Origin of the sequence: Brevibacillus agri (assembly GCF_004117055.1) — a bacterium.
Lineage (GTDB): Bacteria > Bacillota > Bacilli > Brevibacillales > Brevibacillaceae > Brevibacillus > Brevibacillus agri.
On record NZ_CP026363.1, the window covers coordinates 1448237 to 1464314 of the forward strand.

General features: G+C 50.9%; 13 protein-coding genes and 4 pseudogenes. 10 read left to right on the forward strand and 7 right to left on the reverse strand.

Features of this window, described 5'->3' with window-relative positions; all coding sequences use genetic code 11:
* Positions 1-11 precede the first annotated feature (11 nt).
* Genes sufD through sufB form a run of 4 tightly spaced genes read left to right on the forward strand, consistent with a single transcriptional unit; the run spans position 12 to position 4398 of the window.
* Positions 12-1310 (forward strand): Fe-S cluster assembly protein SufD, encoded by a 1299-nt coding sequence (gene sufD, locus BA6348_RS07215; protein WP_025844055.1) that lies wholly within the window; start codon positions 12-14, stop codon positions 1308-1310.
* The gene (locus BA6348_RS07220; protein WP_007780199.1) at positions 1310-2536 is read left to right on the forward strand and encodes a cysteine desulfurase; all 1227 of its coding nucleotides are present in this window, start codon (positions 1310-1312) and stop codon (positions 2534-2536) included. The genes sufD and BA6348_RS07220 overlap by 1 nt, the downstream gene beginning before the upstream one ends.
* The gene (sufU, locus tag BA6348_RS07225) at positions 2523-2960 is read left to right on the forward strand and encodes a Fe-S cluster assembly sulfur transfer protein SufU (protein WP_005832076.1); all 438 of its coding nucleotides are present in this window, start codon (positions 2523-2525) and stop codon (positions 2958-2960) included. Before BA6348_RS07220 ends, sufU begins: the two co-directional genes overlap by 14 nt.
* Before the next feature lie 40 nt (positions 2961-3000).
* Positions 3001-4398 (forward strand): Fe-S cluster assembly protein SufB, encoded by a 1398-nt coding sequence (sufB, locus tag BA6348_RS07230; RefSeq protein WP_025844056.1) that lies wholly within the window; start codon positions 3001-3003, stop codon positions 4396-4398.
* Positions 4399-4683: 285 nt separating this feature from the next.
* Here the strand turns inward: sufB and BA6348_RS27200 are convergent.
* Positions 4684-4845: pseudogene (locus tag BA6348_RS27200) on the reverse strand (AbrB/MazE/SpoVT family DNA-binding domain-containing protein); the annotation flags it as partial.
* Between the two features lie 392 nt (positions 4846-5237).
* On the opposite strand from BA6348_RS27200, the gene BA6348_RS07240 reads away from it, so the two are divergent.
* The 3 genes from BA6348_RS07240 (at position 5238) to BA6348_RS07250 (ending at position 8576) form a co-directional block, all read left to right on the forward strand.
* A complete protein-coding gene (locus tag BA6348_RS07240; RefSeq protein WP_007780192.1) occupies positions 5238-6293 on the forward strand; it encodes a hypothetical protein in 1056 nt (351 codons plus the stop codon).
* Positions 6294-6534: 241 nt separating this feature from the next.
* The gene (locus BA6348_RS07245; RefSeq protein ID WP_129552163.1) at positions 6535-7737 is read left to right on the forward strand and encodes a transposase; all 1203 of its coding nucleotides are present in this window, start codon (positions 6535-6537) and stop codon (positions 7735-7737) included.
* A 254-nt stretch (positions 7738-7991) separates the two neighbouring features.
* Positions 7992-8576: a hypothetical protein gene (locus BA6348_RS07250; RefSeq protein WP_051353956.1), complete on the forward strand. Its 585-nt coding sequence runs from the start codon at positions 7992-7994 to the stop codon at positions 8574-8576.
* Positions 8577-8838: 262 nt separating this feature from the next.
* Here the strand turns inward: BA6348_RS07250 and BA6348_RS27960 are convergent, their stop codons facing one another.
* Entirely contained in the window at positions 8839-9348 is a 510-nt protein-coding gene (locus BA6348_RS27960; protein ID WP_375371911.1) for a methyl-accepting chemotaxis protein, read from the reverse strand.
* A gap of 60 nt (positions 9349-9408) precedes the next feature.
* Positions 9409-9861, reverse strand: a pseudogene (locus BA6348_RS27965) (protoglobin domain-containing protein); the annotation flags it as partial.
* 505 nt (positions 9862-10366) lie between these two features.
* Here BA6348_RS27965 and BA6348_RS07260 point away from each other — a divergent pair.
* Entirely contained in the window at positions 10367-10903 is a 537-nt protein-coding gene (locus BA6348_RS07260) for a suppressor of fused domain protein (RefSeq protein WP_005829356.1), read from the forward strand.
* 16 nt (positions 10904-10919) lie between these two features.
* Positions 10920-11384 (forward strand): NUDIX domain-containing protein, encoded by a 465-nt coding sequence (locus tag BA6348_RS07265; RefSeq protein ID WP_005829358.1) that lies wholly within the window; start codon positions 10920-10922, stop codon positions 11382-11384.
* Positions 11385-11493: 109 nt separating this feature from the next.
* Here BA6348_RS07265 and BA6348_RS07270 read toward each other — a convergent pair whose 3' ends face one another.
* Positions 11494-12678 (reverse strand): DMT family transporter, encoded by a 1185-nt coding sequence (locus BA6348_RS07270; RefSeq protein WP_026558094.1) that lies wholly within the window; start codon positions 12676-12678, stop codon positions 11494-11496.
* Positions 12679-12827: 149 nt separating this feature from the next.
* Between BA6348_RS07270 and BA6348_RS07275 the strand changes: the two genes are divergently transcribed.
* Entirely contained in the window at positions 12828-14264 is a 1437-nt protein-coding gene (locus BA6348_RS07275; protein WP_026558095.1) for an aminotransferase-like domain-containing protein, read from the forward strand.
* 264 nt (positions 14265-14528) lie between these two features.
* On the opposite strand, the pseudogene BA6348_RS27655 reads toward BA6348_RS07275, so the two are convergent.
* The 3 genes and pseudogenes from BA6348_RS27655 to BA6348_RS27220 form a co-directional block, all read right to left on the reverse strand.
* Positions 14529-14684, reverse strand: a pseudogene (locus tag BA6348_RS27655) (Ger(x)C family spore germination C-terminal domain-containing protein); the annotation flags it as partial.
* 19 nt (positions 14685-14703) lie between these two features.
* On the reverse strand, positions 14704-15033 hold the full coding sequence (locus BA6348_RS27660; RefSeq protein WP_081414767.1) for a Ger(x)C family spore germination C-terminal domain-containing protein: 330 nt from the start codon (positions 15031-15033) through the stop codon (positions 14704-14706).
* A pseudogene (locus BA6348_RS27220) lies at positions 15027-15962 on the reverse strand (spore germination protein). Before BA6348_RS27220 ends, BA6348_RS27660 begins: the two are co-directional and overlap by 7 nt.
* Positions 15963-16078: the final 116 nt, after the last annotated feature.

Sequence of the window (16078 nt, forward strand, 5' to 3'; positions counted from 1 at the left end):
GCAGCAGTGAAATGAGTGTGGATGTACAGCTCCGCTTCGGTTCCGAAGCGATCACCGAGTACTCCAAAGCTAATCAGGAGCCTGCTTGGTTCCTTGAAAAGCGCCTCGCTGGACTGAAGGCGGCGGGAGAGCTTCCGCTTCCCGCTTTGGAGAAAACGAAGATTGATAAATGGAATACTGCCGGGTTCGACCCGTTTCAAACCACTGCCAAGATCGCGTCGGCCAATGAGCTGAGCGAACTGGTAAAAGGGCAAATCGACGTGGACAGCGTGAAAAACCTGGTGGTGCAAAAGAATGCTTCCGCCGTTTTTCATGCCGTGACAGATGAGCTGAAGGCACAAGGCGTCATTTTCACTACGCTCGCTGACGCGCTGCAAAACCATGGCGAACTCGTACAAAAATACATGCACCAGGTAGTGGCGCCAGACGAGCACAAGCTGAGCGCGCTGCATGCCGCAGTCGTAAACGGCGGCGTTTTTCTCTACGTTCCGAAAAACGTGGAAGTGGATGTACCGTTGCAGGCTGTTTACGAAATCGCTGGCGACCATGCGCTTCTTTGCCCGCATGTGCTGATCGTGGCAGAAGCGAACAGCAAAGTGACCTACGTGGATACATACGTATCTGGCGAAGGCAAAAGCATGGTAGCCAACAGCATTGTCGAAGTGTTCGTAGGGGCAGGCGCATCCGTGCAGGTAGCTTCTGTGCGTTCCTTGTCCGCAGAGGTTCACGACTACAGCTTCCGTCGCGCAACGGTTGACCGCGATGGCAAAATGGAATGGATTTTGGGCGAGATGAACGACGGCAACACCGTTGCCAACAACACAACCATCCTCAAAGGAACTGGTTCGAATGCACTGACCAAATCCATTTCGGTAGGGACAGGTTCCCAGCGTCAAAACTTGACTTCCCAGGTTCAACATATCGGCACCCACTCCGAGTCGGACATGGTGAGCAAGGCCGTTATGACAGGGGAAGCAGTCAGCATTTTGAATGGGATCACCAAAATCGAAAAAGGCGCTGAAAAAGCAAACGGTGTGCAGGCGGAAAACATCCTGATGCTGAGTGACAAAGCTCGCGGCGACGCCAACCCGATCCTGTTGATCGACGAGGATGACGTTAAAGCGGGGCACGCTGCTTCGGTAGGACGCTTCAGCGAAGAGTCCATCTACTACCTGATGTCGCGTGGAATTACCCGTCAGGGCGCAGAACGTCTGATTATTCTCGGCTTCCTCGATCCGGTTGTGTCCGAAATCCCGGTGGAAGAAGTGAGAAACAAACTCCGTCAGGCGCTTGAAAGGAAGTTAGGCTAATGGACGCCAAGGAGCTTCGGAAATATTTTCCCATCCTTCACCAAGAGGTAAACGGGCACCCGCTCGTCTATCTGGACAATGGAGCAACCTCTCAAAAGCCGCTTCCGGTAATTGAGGCGATGGATAAATACTACAAGGAGTTCAACTCCAACGTGCACCGTGGCGTGCACACCTTGGGCAACCGAGCGACTGACGGCTACGAGGGCGCGCGCGAGAAAGTCCGCGCCTTCATCAACGCCCGCGAGACAGCGGAAATCGTGTTCACGCGCGGCACGACCTCCGCGATCAACACGATTGCTTACGGCTACGCTCGCCTGGTTCTGAAGCCTGGGGATGAGATTGTCACAACGCTGGTAGAGCACCATGCCAATTTCATTCCGTGGCAGCAGGCAGCCAAGGCAACCGGAGCGACCTTCAAGTTCATCCCGCTGGCAGAGGACGGGACCGTCACTCTGGACGCGGTAAAAGAAACGGTTACGGACAATACCAAGATCGTAGCGATTCACCATATTTCCAACGTACTTGGGGATACTACTCCGATCAAGGAAATTGCCCAGATCGCGCATCAGCACGGCGCTCTTCTGTTTGTGGACGGGGCCCAGGGCGCTCCGCACAAAAAAATCGACGTCCAGGATTTGGATTGCGATTTTTACGCGTTTTCTGCGCACAAGATGGCAGGCCCGACAGGCATCGGTGTCCTGTACGGCAAGCGCGAGGTGCTGGAGCAGGTCGAGCCGATGGAATTTGGCGGCGAAATGATCGACTACGTGGATAAGTACGACTCTACGTGGAAGGAGCTGCCGTGGAAATTCGAAGGCGGCACGCCGATCATCGCAGGCGCGATCGGACTCGGGGCAGCGATTGACTTTTTGCAGGAAATCGGTCTGGAAAACATCGAGCGCCATGAAAAGCATCTGGTGAAATACGCCATGGAGCAAATGCGCGAGATCGAAGGACTGACGATTTACGGCCCGCAGCAGGACCGCAGCAGTTTAATTACATTCAATCTGGATACGGTACATCCGCATGATCTGGCGACTGTGCTGGACAGCTACGGAATCGCAGTTCGTGCGGGCCATCACTGCGCCCAGCCGCTTATGCGCTGGCTGAATGTGACGGCTACCGCTCGGGCAAGCTTCTACCTGTACAACACAGAAGAAGAAGTAGATGTGCTGATAGCGGGATTGAAGAAGACGAAGGAGTATTTCGGCAATGTCTTCTCTTGATGATTTATACCGCCGCGTCATTATGGACCACTACCAGAAGCCGCGCAATCGCGGCAAGCTGGAAGAATCCGACGGACTCATTGTGAATTTGAATAACCCGACTTGTGGCGACAGCATCTCGCTCTCCTTGAAGGTTGAGGAGGGCAAGGTGGTGGACGCGAAGTTTCTAGGCGAAGGCTGTTCGATCAGCATGTCATCCGCTTCGATGATGACGGATGCGGTCAAGGGCCTGCCAGTGGAAAAGGCACTTGAGCTGGCGCACAAGTTTTCCGATATGATGCAGGGCAAAGAGATCGACGATTCCATTGATCTGGGTGACATCGAAGCTTTGTCTGGCGTAGCCAAGTTCCCGGCGCGCATCAAGTGCGCCACTCTGGCCTGGAAGGCGCTGGAGCAAGGCATCAAGCAGGCAGAGCAGAAATAGCAGTCAGGTATGGACATGAATGAAGAAGGAGTGAGCAACGATGGCTAAAAAAGCCCCTGAGATACAGGATTACCAGTACGGCTTTCACGACAAGGACGTCTCTGTATTCCGGACGAAAAAGGGTCTGACCCGCGAAATCGTCGAGGAAATTTCCAAGATCAAGGATGAGCCGGCGTGGATGCTGGAATTCCGCTTGAAAGCCCTGGACATTTTCAACAGCATGCCGATGCCGAAATGGGGTGGCGACCTGGACGACCTCGATTTCAACAGCATCACGTACTACGTAAAGCCTTCGGAAAAGCAAGGCCGTAGCTGGGATGAGGTGCCGGAAGAAATCAAGGCGACTTTTGACAAGCTGGGGATTCCGGAAGCAGAGCAAAAATTCCTCGCGGGTGTATCCGCTCAATACGAATCCGAGGTCGTTTACCACAACATGCAGGAGGACCTGGAAAAACTGGGCGTTCTGTTCTGCGACATGGATTCGGCAGTGAAGCTGTACCCGGATATCGTGAAGGAATACTTCGCGACCGTCATCCCGCCAGCAGACAACAAGTTTGCGGCGCTGAACTCGGCTGTATGGTCCGGCGGCTCCTTCATTTACGTGCCAAAAGGCGTAAAAGTGGAAACTCCGCTGCAAGCGTACTTCCGCATCAACTCGGAAAACATGGGCCAATTCGAGCGCACGCTGATTATCGCTGACGAAGATTCGTTCGTGCACTATGTAGAGGGCTGTACAGCTCCGATCTACAGCACGGATTCCCTGCACTCCGCCGTTGTAGAAATCATCGTGAAAGAGCGCGCACGCTGCCGCTACACCACGATCCAAAACTGGTCGAACAACGTTTACAACCTCGTGACCAAACGCGCGGTTGCTTACGCAGACGCGAACATGGAATGGATCGACGGCAACATCGGCTCCAAGCTGACCATGAAATACCCTGCAGTTATCATGAAAGGCCCACGCGCCAAAGGTACTGTCCTGTCCATCGCGGTAGCAGGCAAAGGCCAGCACCAGGACGCAGGTGCGAAAATGATTCACTTGGCACCGGATTGCACATCGACCATCATTTCCAAATCGATCTCCCGCGACGGCGGAAAAGTAACCTACCGCGGTCTGGCCCAGTTTGGGCGCAAGTCGGAAGGCTCCAAGTCCAACATCAAGTGCGACACGCTGATTCTGGATAAACTGTCCACGTCCGACACGATCCCGTACAACGAGATCATGAACGACAACATCACGCTGGAGCACGAAGCGACTGTCTCCAAAGTGTCCGAAGACCAGCTCTTCTACCTGATGAGCCGCGGCCTGACAGAAGCCGAAGCGACCGAAATGATCGTCATGGGCTTCATCGAGCCATTCACGAAGGAACTGCCGATGGAGTATGCGGTGGAGATGAACAGATTGATTAAGTTTGAGATGGAAGGCAGTATTGGGTAGGAAACGATAAAACGTTGTTGCCCCAGCATTTTATAAGTGGCATACGTGTTTTAAAAAATAATCGTGCCGATTCAAAATGTTCCTTTGGTGTAGAAGGCGAACTTTTATGTTCGTCTTCTTCCATTTTTTCGGCGATGGACCAGGAGCGAGAGAAGCAGCTCACTGCGCTGCGAACGCTTTGCGTGACGCGGGGTATCCTGAAATATGACGAAGCCCTCCTTCAGAATTCTAGTCTGGAGAGGGCTTCCCTTGTTTATTCTGATTCATGTTGCTTCACTAGCACAGGAATACACATGCCAGTTCATACTTCTTCAATATGTTACATTCATCAACAACGTAAATCTCCAATGGATCTTTGAGGATAATATCAAAAATGGCTCGTAGCTCCTTTGGAAGCACAATGCGTCCAAACTCATCGACTTTTCTAACAACCCCGGTTGCATTCATCGTTTATTACTCGAAACTGAATAAAAATTGAGCAAAAAAGTGGAAATAAATCTAAAATTACGCTAAATTTTAAAAAGGGGTATATGGGTAATATTGTAAAATTAGGGTGATGGTTAATTTTTTGAGAGATAATTGAAAAGCCAAAAAAAGAAGATTATTGATGTTGGAAATACAATGATAAAAATTATTAGTGTCTCTTTTGGATTCTTAATCGAATCACGAATAAAATTAGAGAAACCAAGTGTAAAGAAAAACGTGATATTTTCAAAAGCTTTGTCTGCAAGGCTTTTGTTTTGATCATCATTGTTTTTCAAAGTAAACACCTCTTTTGGGTTTATTACACAATATTACCATTTATTTCACTGTTAATAAATAGTAAAGGGTCATGAATAATGAAGAAAATTACAAGCACACTGTTAGCTTTATCGGTTGTAGGAATGTCTATATTTTCGAATTTTGCTGTAGTACCTACAACTTTCGCGAAAAGTAGCAAGGCTTATGAAAAAATTCCTCAGCCTAAATTTGATTCTTATAAGATTGAGTTAAATGATGGATATAAAATTGTTTCCGAAAGTGTTGAAATAAACAAAAATGATGATTTCATCGAGACATCAGTTTATTCAAGAGAGGATTTTTTTGATAATGACGGTAAATATCAAAATACTGTCCTTGAGATTTCTTCTTTCCACAATGATTTCGAGACTGGAGAGGCAAAGAATAAATTCCTAACTAAAACGGTTCATGATGAAAAAGGAAGAAAGACGTTGTCAAGTAAAAAAACTGTCTCTTTTGAGATTACTGATTTTGAAGCAGAGATTGAAAGTTATTTTGAAGATGAAGAGGGGGCATTTGATAAAATCGAGGGGTATACTCTAGAAGACGTTAAAGAAGAGAAGGAAACAATAAATAAAGAAATTGAAAAGAATAATAATTCCATTGGTTTAAAGGCTGTTTTAGCCAGAGGAGCTTTTGACAATTATTACAACCATGATAATAAATCGGGAGACTTTGAAATTCAGGCTTTGAGTGCCTCAGCACATGAATATATTAGGATTACAGGTAATGAAGATGATGGGGATAACTCTGACTCTTTGTCGAATTTCAAGAGCTATATAAAAGCTTATGAAGATGCAGTTATTACAAAAATGGATCGAGAAGAGTTTAGAGATGAGGTAAATGCTTGGGCTAGCGGTATTTCTTCCTTCCTTACTATTGGCCAATACGGAGGAGAATATTTAAAAGGACCAGCGGGATGGGTTAAAGGAGTTAAGTACCTTGGAAAAGCGTTCATGGTTGCTAAGTTAGCCCTTTGGACAACACAAGCCTATGCTTCAGGGGCGGTCTTGGGTTACTCAAATATTGCAGCAGAAAATCTAGATAACGCTAGAAAAGAATTGAATTACAAAAACTGGACGAATGTAAGAATGAAGATTGTTAGCGGATACTAAGAGTGTGGAGGGTATTTATTAGACTCTCAAATTATTACTCATGCGAGTTTAAGACAATGTAGGCGTAGCTTCCCTCCCTAATCTAATCGATGTAGGGAGGGGTGTTTTTATTTGAGCCTTTTGCAGATTTCTGAGCCCTTTCGTATCAAGCACTTGAAAAGCATAAAAAAGGACTTCACCCCAAGAAGGAGAAGTTTTCAAGCAACCACACACGAAAACTTTTCGAGGAAGGTGAAGTCACTTGTATATTCTCCAGCCATCACTTTTTTCCTTTGAGGAACTGCAAAAACTTGAATCGAAAGAACGTCTGCCCTTATTTTTTTCGGTTCTGGACTTACGCCCGTACGCCAAAGAATTGAGAAGCATTACGCCCCAAGGGGCAACGGGACACAGCCGCGAAGCGATTTTACGGTCTTTGTTGGCGGCTCCTTTCGAAGGAATTTCGCAATTTACTGCTCTTCATCTGAGACTCACAAGTGATTTACGCTTTCGTTACCAGTGTGGGTTTCCCATTGATCGACCCGTTCCATCCATTGCAACGTTTAGTCGCGTATTTGCTCAAATTGTCCAGAAAAGCGTTGCCGAGAAGCTGTTTTACGACCTCGTCATGCAATGCCGTGAAGAGGGAATCATTACAGGAACGACCATTGCCATCGACAGCACGGCGATTGATGCGTATGAAAAAAAGCAACCGAAATCTCGCTGCCAAGGAACAGGAAACGCCACCTGGGGAGCCAAGTTCGACTCCTTTGGCAATAAAATCACGTGGTTCGGTTACAAAATTCATCTGGCAGTAGACGCGGACAGCGAATTGCCTGTTGCTTTAGAAGTCACTCCTGCTCACGTCAACGATGGAGACATGGCTCCTCCTCTCCTGGCACAAGTGAACAACCAAGCCAAGGAAGTGTGTAAGAATTACGTGATGGATGGTGGATACGATCATCTCAAGAACTACGAAATCGCTCATCAATACAAGGCACAGGCTATCATTCCTCTAAACCTCCGAAACGAGAAAGAGCCACCTGCTGGTTATACGTCAAACGGAACGCCTCGATGCAGCATGGGATTTGAAATGGTGTACGCAGGTGCTGACGGAACCCATCTCAAATTTCGTTGCCCGCATGTGATGGGAAAAGTAGAGTGCCCACACGGCTCAGCTTGGTGCTCTTCCTCCAACTACGGAATGGTCGTAAAAGTGAACGTCCACGATGATCTCCGCAGATTTTCTTTGCCACATCGGGACACAAAGAATTGGAAGAAGATGTATCACAAACGGACGAGTGTAGAGCGATGCAATGCCCGTTTAAAGGAAAACCTGACAGCGAATGATCTACATGTCGGTGGCATTCAAAAAGTGAAAACGTATGTGTATTTGAATGCTATCGTATTATTGGTGTCTGCTCTGGCAGGAAAGAAAGCCAAGCCATCCAAAAAAACGGCCTAAGCACTCTTTTGAAAAAAGCAGCATCGCAAAATTCTGTCCGAATGCCCATCTTGCTTTTAGGCTTTACCTTATAAAAGTGGCATTTCCCACTTTACGTACCATTAAACTTCATTTTTTAAACGAAAACCTAATTTTGCAAAAGGCTCATTATACAAAAACAGCACGATTGTTAAGCGTGCTGTTTTTTTCTGAAATCGCAAATATTAGTTATATTATAGTGTAACTGGAAAAACAGGTTAGGAAAACTAAAGGAAGTGACAAGCTTGGACGCAAAGAACGCGCATTACTGGATCACTGTGATATTCGCGGGGCTGGTATTTTTGTTAGTGCTCAACTACATCCCCGCCCAAGACACTGTACAAGAACAAATCTTTGCAGAGAGAGGATATAAGATTGTAAGCCAATCAGAAAGCATCGCTACTGAGTTTATTTTCGACCCAACATGGGTTCCCCAAGCAGGAGAAAGCAAAACTATTGACTTCATTTTTTACGATGCTAACAATACTCAAATCTATGTTAGCGAGGTCAAAAATAATGGACAAATGACATATGTAAATTTGAAATTCAGCTCGAATTACAATAAAGAGGGAGGGAAGTTTGTCACTTCTACTGTGATTCACAAAGACAACGGCCAATTGAATTATTCGGGTGTTCTAATCAAGCCGCGCTTTTATGATGTGCAAAACAACGAAGAACTTGCCATGGAGTATAGCACTGGGATAGGGCCAGATGACTTGATAACGCTAGGTTTTGGGAAAAAGGAAATGGAACAATTTAGCGGGAAGAAAATAGCTGTAAAACTAAGTAATTTAAACTTGGTTCAATATCGAAAAATATAGCTTTTCAAGGAGGAACGGAATCGCTGTCTTGTCAGTGAAACAGTCGCCACCGTTTGACCACAGATGGCGGAAGCAAAACTAAACGGTCCTTTTTTCAACTGTTGCCCACCGAGATCAGAGTTTTAAAGTCTGACTTTAAAACCCCGAATATGCGAGAGTATGTTGCTGCCACTTCCTTCGCAAAGACAGCCCCTTACCAAAAAAAGCGCCAAGAAGAAGGCGCGTTATGCCCCCCTCCTGGCGCTCTCCCATCGAAACAACACTACCCCCTGCCCTGCAACCGGCTGCACAGCTCATCCAGCGTTTGAATAATTGATAATAATTGCTCCGAGGATGAATCCAGTTGGTCGGCGGACTGGGAGAAAAGCGTGACTTGCTCCTCGATCTTATGCAGTTGCTGATTGATGCTGGATAGCGATTGGTTGATTTCTTTGGAAGAAGCGTTGGACTTGTCGGCGAGCTTGCGCACCTCGTCGGCGACGACGCCGAAGCCGCGGCCGTGCTCTCCGGCTCTGGCAGCTTCGATGGCGGCATTCAGGCCGAGCAGGTTGGTTTGGGCAGATACGTCGGAGACGAAGCGGCTTAAGCTTTCGATTTCTTCGTTTTGCTGCTTGAGCACGCGCATCGATTGGACGATTTCCTCATTGTATTCCGCTAGCGTGGTGGCGGATTGGGCGAAGACGGAGGAGATTTGCAGCGCGGCTTGGGTAGTCGTTGCCAGTTCGGCGGCCATTTGCTCCATGTTGTTGCGGTAGGCGGCGTTTTCGCGCATCGTTTCGCCGATGTACTGCTCCAAAATGATAGCCGAGTCGAAAAACACCCTTTTGGACAGCGCCTGGTAGAAGGCGTCTGGATCGGGGAGGGCGTGCAGCCGTTCTGCAAATAGCCGCAAATAAAGAGAATAGCCTCCCAAAAACCAGGAGGCAGACAAACCGATCCGGGCATGCGTCGAGCCGATGCGTTGACGGCTGGCGATATAACTTTCGTCAATGACATGGCTCGCCAATGTTTCGATGTAGTCGTACTGCATGCTTTTCAATCTGTCTACCGCGGCATTGGCGTGAATCAGTTGCCGCAGGTGCGAATGCCGCTCCAGCTCCTCGTAAAAACAGTCCACGATTTCGTGCAAGTGAGCCTGAAAAAACCCCTTCTGACTGGCTAACAGATCCAAATCCGCCTCTGTCAAAGCGTAAAACTCCAGTAATTCTCTCCACTTCTGTTCTACTGTAACTATGTTGACGACCCCTTTTTCTTGTCTGCTTGTCTGATATGTTTTGGTAAACACTATTCAAATTCTATCAGAAAATTCATGGGAGAATGAAGGGATTTTGAGAATGGTTTGCTAATTGGTTGAAAAAAGTCCGGGAAAAACGCTTCGGAAGCGTCGAAAAGGGCCAGAAACCGAACAAAAAAAGCGAACCTAAACAAGAATCTAAAGACAAACCAAAAAGCAGGTCATCCGAGGAAGGCATCCCTCCGTGAGCATGTCTTTTTGCGGGAGACACTTGCTTGACCGAGGGCAGCACCAGCGCTTGGCTTGTACATTCCTTTGGGGCAGTGCTAAAATAAATAAGTATGGTTGAACACGCTGCATCGCCAATAAGACACGCACGCAAAGTATGCTTACTTTTACGGGCATGCTTTTTTGGGGCGATCACGCTTGAGAAAAATCCATCTCGACATAAAGGCAACGGAGAAAGACTGCGGAGGTCCGGGCAAAAAGACTGGCGAAGCCAAGTTTTCGCCTGGGGAACCGCACATTTTTTTCTTGTTGAAGCGGGGATATACATATGCTAGTAACAGGGCAACTGATGCAACATTGCGAGCGTTTTTGGGGGAGCCGGGGAGAGCTGTATCAGGCGGAAGAGGCGGATGTGCTGATTGGCGTCTATCCGGCGTCGCGCAGGCGCGGATGGTGGACATACGTTACGCTGGAGCTGCACAAAACGGGAGCGAGCGAATGTATGCTGTATTCCTACCGCTTTCAAAAGGAAATGATTGCGCACCTCGCAACGATCGCTTCGCAGGTGATTCGTCAGTGGGAAAAAGAGCGGACGCGCGTGCAGGCAGGAGATGTGTTTATGCTTGCCGACGCTATTGTGGAGGGCTCTGTGCTGAATCACGCGGTTCTTACTCCAGCCTTTTTTGAGGAAGTCGGCTTTGAATATTATACAAACGGTACGGATGTAATCCGGTTTATGATGCTGCATGCGATTGCGGAATCGGAAGCCCGGTATGTAGAGAGCTTTGGACTGGATGCACTGCAGGAACGGTTTGCGGACGTTGGTGTCGATTCCCTGCATGTATTGCGTCCCCCTGCCATCTGAGAAGGGAGCGAGCGGGATGAAAGAGATTCGGTTGAGAGTGACCGTAGTGGTTTGGCATGAAGGCAAAATTTTGGTGATCCGGGAAAAGAGCAAGAAAGGGATTTTTTACAGTTTGCCGGGCGGAAACGTGGAGTATTTGGAAGCGATACCAGATGCGACGAGAAGAGAAGTGTGGGAAGAAACGGGATTGCTCGTCGAAATGGAGCGTCTGCTGTGGGTGGATGACCGGATTGACCAGGAAGGCAACGGAAAGCACACCGTAGGGATTGCCGTGCTGGCCAAACTGGTTGGCGAGGAGACGACGCCAATCCCCGGTGGGCTGGAGGATGAGGAAATCGACTGGGCTGGCTGGGTGACGCTGGAGGAGTGGCGGGCGCTGCCGCAGTACCATAGCGCGCGGCCTGACCAGGTTTTGCAAGCGTTGAGCGACCCGGTTTATCGTCCGGGGTATATGGGGAACATGCTGGATCAGACCAATTGAACGAAAAGACGCGTGAGCACCGTCCTGCAAAAGCGGGACGGTGCTTTTCGTTGTTTCCCGGGTTCTCGCCGAGGAGCTGCTTGTGCGCCCCGCCCCGTCTGACCGGAAGCTACTTGTTATTCGCCGTTTTGCCGTTAGTCGACGGCGCTTTTTGCTTTTGCTGTATGGACGCATTTTTCCCTCTGGCAACGGCGAAAACGACGATGACGGCGGCCAGCACGGCTCCCGGCGTGAACGGCTCGGAGAGGAGCAGCCAGGCGGCGAGGATTGAGAGAAACGGCTGCAAGTACTGGGTCTGGCTGACTCGCGCAACTCCGCCCAGCGCCAGTCCGTGGTACCAGGCAAAAAAGCCGAGGAACATGCTGACGACGCTGATGTAGCCGAAGCCTGCCCAAACGGTCCAGGTGGCGTGCTGCAATTGCTCAAGCAGCGGCCCGGCGATGGGCACGACGAGAAATGGAAAGGCGATGAGCAACGACCAACTGATGACTTGCCAGCCGCCCATTGTTTTGGAAAGCTGTCCGCCAACTGCATAGCCGACTGCAGCGGAGATGACGGCGCCGAGCAGGGCGAGGTCGGCCCATTGCAGGGCGCTGAAGCCGGAGAAGACGGCGTAGCCGATAATCGTCAGGCAGGCGACGCCGCTGGAGATCCAGTACATTTTCGCAGGGCGCTCTCCGGAAAAAAAGGCGGCGGCTCCTGCGGTCGCAAGCGGCAGCAGGGCGATAATGACCGCCCCGTGGGTGGCGGGGACGCGCTCCATCGCCCACGAGGAGAAAAACGGAAAGCCGATGACGACCCCTGCCGAGACGAGGACTAGCTGCTTGAGCTGTGCCCAGGTTGGCAGCGGAACGCGTTTCAGCCAAAGAACGAGGGCGGCGAGCAGCGCGGCAATGAGTGCGCGGCCGAGGCCGGCTGACACGGGCGACAGGGTGGTGACGACGACTTTTGTCGCGGGCAAGGTCAAGCTGAAGCTGCACACTCCGAGCAAGCCGTAGAGCAAGCCTGCTTTTTCGGGGGGCATGCTGTTGCCTGGAATTGGTGGTTTGGATGGCGGGCATGTGCTCGTGCTTGGTAGCATCGTGTCGCTGTTTGACTGTCCCTGCACACCTCTGTCCGCTGCCGACTTGCCACTCAGTTGTACGGGCAGGCGACTGTTCCATATCGAGTCACCGCTCGACTGCGCCAGCGCACTCATTTTCAACAACTCGCCATCATCCATCACTGCCCGAGCCCCCACACCCGCCACATTCCGCATCCAGCCAGCTCTCCCCAGCGAACCTCCTGCTTTCATCTGTATCCCGTCCTTTGCTTGTAAAAAATGCGAACTGTTTTTCCAGCTTAGTGGAGGACAGTCAGGAACGGTAGAGCCAATTGGCGGCAGGAGGAGTAAGCCAATTTGTCGAAGCAGTGGCACAAAGACATGGGGGGAGGCGTAGGAGGATGGAATGGAAGCCTGACAAACATGCGGGAGCCCCGGTGTATCAGCAAATTACGAAGAGACTGGAGCAGCAAATCGTTTCCGGCGAGCTGCCGCCCGGGGCGTCCCTGCCTCCCGAGCGGGTATTGGCGAGGCGATACGGCGTCAATCGCGGGACGGTGTCGGCGGCCTATGAGGAGTTGCGCGCGATGGGGCTGCTGCAATCGTGGCAAGGGAGCGGGACATGGGTAAGCCGCCATTTGTGGGGAGTCCGGCAGATGCCGAATTGGTACAAGTACACAAATGGCGGGGCGTTTTTGCCTGCCTATCCGCTGGCGAAGCGCATCCAGGAAGCGTGTCTGGACGAGGGGATTATCAATCTGGCAAAAGCAGAGTTGCACAGTTCGATGATCCCGTCGCTGTCCGCAGAAAAATTGGGTGGGCTACAGCACATGAACCTGGAGCTTGGATACGCCCAGCCAAAAGGCGACCCGGCGCTGCGCGAGGTGCTGGTGGCGCATTTGGCGGAGAACTACGGGATCGAGGCATCGAGCGAAGAGATTTTGGTGACCTCGGGTGGGCAGCAGGCACTGCACCTGATTTCGCAATGCCTGCTGAATCCGGGAGATGCCATTGCCATGGAGGGGCCTTCTTACTCGTATTCGCTTCCGCTGTTCAGCTCCGCGGGCTTGCGCCTGTATCGCCTGCCGCAAGATGAGCAGGGCATCATCACAGAGGCGGTTTCGGCGCTGCACCGCGAGCAGCGCATTCGTATGGTGTTTGTCAACCCGACCTATCACAATCCGACCGGGATCGTGATGAGCGAAGCCAGGAGAGCGCAGCTTCTGGCCGTATGCCAGGAGCAGCGGATTCCGCTGGTGGAGGACGACGCCTACGGGGCGCTTACGCTGGCGGGCCAACCCCGGCCTCCCAAGCCAATCAAGGCAATCGACCAGTCCGGCAACGTGCTGTATGTAAACAGTTTGTCGAAGACGATCGCGCCCGGGCTGCGCATCGGCTGGCTCGTCGGGCCGCGCTCTGTGGTAGAGCGGCTGGCCGATGCCAAGCAGCAGATGGATTTCGGCACGAGCAGCATTTCCCAGCAGTTGGCGCGGCATTTTTTGCAGGAAGCATGCTGGCGCGGCCAGTTGCAAAAGCTATCGGCCTACTTGCTGCAGCAGCAAAAAGCGATGCACACCGTACTCGAAACCGAAATCAAACAGTTTGCGGCATGGAACAGGCCAGGCGGGAGCTATCACATCTGGTGCCGACTGCACGAACCGATCGAGGAAAAAGAGCTGCTGGATGCGGCGATCAGAGAAGGAGTCGTCTTTACACCGGGCGGCGTGTACGGCGCCGAGCCAGGCTGGCTGAGGCTGACCTATTCGTGGGAGGACGCGGAAAAGATCGAGGAAGGGATTCGCCGCCTGAAAAAAGTGCTGCAAACAAGCAGGCGTTAAGGAGCGCTTCCCTGGACCATACTAGGAAAATCACACCGGTATGGAAAAGGGGGAGTTCCATGGGATTTTCGCTCATCATCGGTTTTATCGAATCCTGACCTCGTATTATTTGGCGCTTCTGCTTTGGTAATCGGACTGATCCTGCGTTTCGCTACTATATCGCCTACCGCAATCGGCAACTGACCCGCGATGCGGCCTTCGCAAAAGGGGGAGGCTACGCGCTCATCATCTTGTCAGGGGTCGTGATTATCGCCCATATGATCGTTATTTGAATTGGCCGAAGCGGCGGAGGTACGTTTGCACATGTACGCGGATTTCCGCCTGCGCGAACAAGTCATCCCACTCGTCTTTGTGCGCTTTCCAGTAAGCGTACTGATGCCTGCGAAATTCTTCGCCAAAGCCGAAGATGTCGGTCGCGTATTTTTTTGCATCATGGCAATCAGATTTTCCGCCCGATGCTTGAGCGTGTGGTTAATTTGTTCTTCTTTCTTCCTGATTTTTCCAGAGTAGGGCGATGGTCGAAGCTGTTTTCGGCCACGTTGCCCTCGCCGCGAATCAACAGCGTAATTACCGGCTTCCCGTTTTCGACCGATGTTTTGACGGTAGAGCGGGCGCCCTTTACTTCCATCGTAATGAAATGGGGCCTCTTGTCTTTGTCCAGTTGCTTGACGATCACTTCATCGCCTGCCAAAAACGTTCCGTTAATCCAGCGGAGCGTTTTTACTTCCTGATCGCTCAGCCAGCCGATGAGACGATCTCCTTTCAGGATCGCGCCCCCTGCACAGGGCTGACGATGCCTGCTTCTACGGCAGCTTGTCCGATGACGAGACCGCCGACGATGCCGATCGTCTGGCCCATGATCTTAGGCAAACGCAGCCCGGCTTCCCACAACATTTCCAACGTTACCTCCATGAAGAATGCCTCCATAAGTGAAGGAAACGGCACTTCCGCTCTGGCGGAAGAGATGGTGAGCGCAAGCTGGGTCGGGATCATTCCCGGGTGGTAGGAAATAAGCGCAATGTACAAGGAAGGCAAAATGAGAGCGATACTGGCTCCGAAAATGCGGACGAGGCGGATGGCCGAGCCGATCATCCACCGTTCGTAATAATCGTCGGGCACCTGAAACAGCATCGAAAATGTGACAGGGACGATCAGCACAAACGGGGTGCCGTCTACCATGATGGCAATGCGCCCCTCCAGCAGCATGTGCAAGACTCGCGCCGGATTCTACGAGTATTGCGTCTGCGGAAAAGGAGTGTACCAGCTATCCTCAATCCACTGCTCCACTGTTCCGCTGTCCAGCACCCCGTCGATCTCCATGGTCGAGAGACGGGTTTTCACTTCATCGAGAATGACCGGGTTGACGATGCCGTTTATGTACAGGAGCGCGACTTTTGTTTTCGTTCGCCTGCCGATTTGCCGAATGTCCACTTTCAGTTCCGGGTATCTGCGCCGGACGAGCGAAAGGTTGGTGCTCAACGATTCCACGAATGCGTCACGAGGGCCACGGAGCGTACTTTCATTTTCCAACTCTTGCACGCTGCGCTGCTCCATCCCGGTTCCGCTTGCCCGATACCATTTTTGATCTGCACGACTGTAGATCGCGACATTGCCGTATAAAACCGCTTCTATGGCCTCCTGGGCTGTTTCCAAAGAGCGAAAAGGAAACGGGCAATCCGGAACCGCCAGTTTTTCCACAATTTTATCCTGAATATAGTTGCTATCGACCAAGCACTCTAAAAAAATAAGCTGTAGTCATTTTCCCCGCACTGTAGCTGCCGCTTTACATAATCAAAGCTGCCATTCATTTTCTC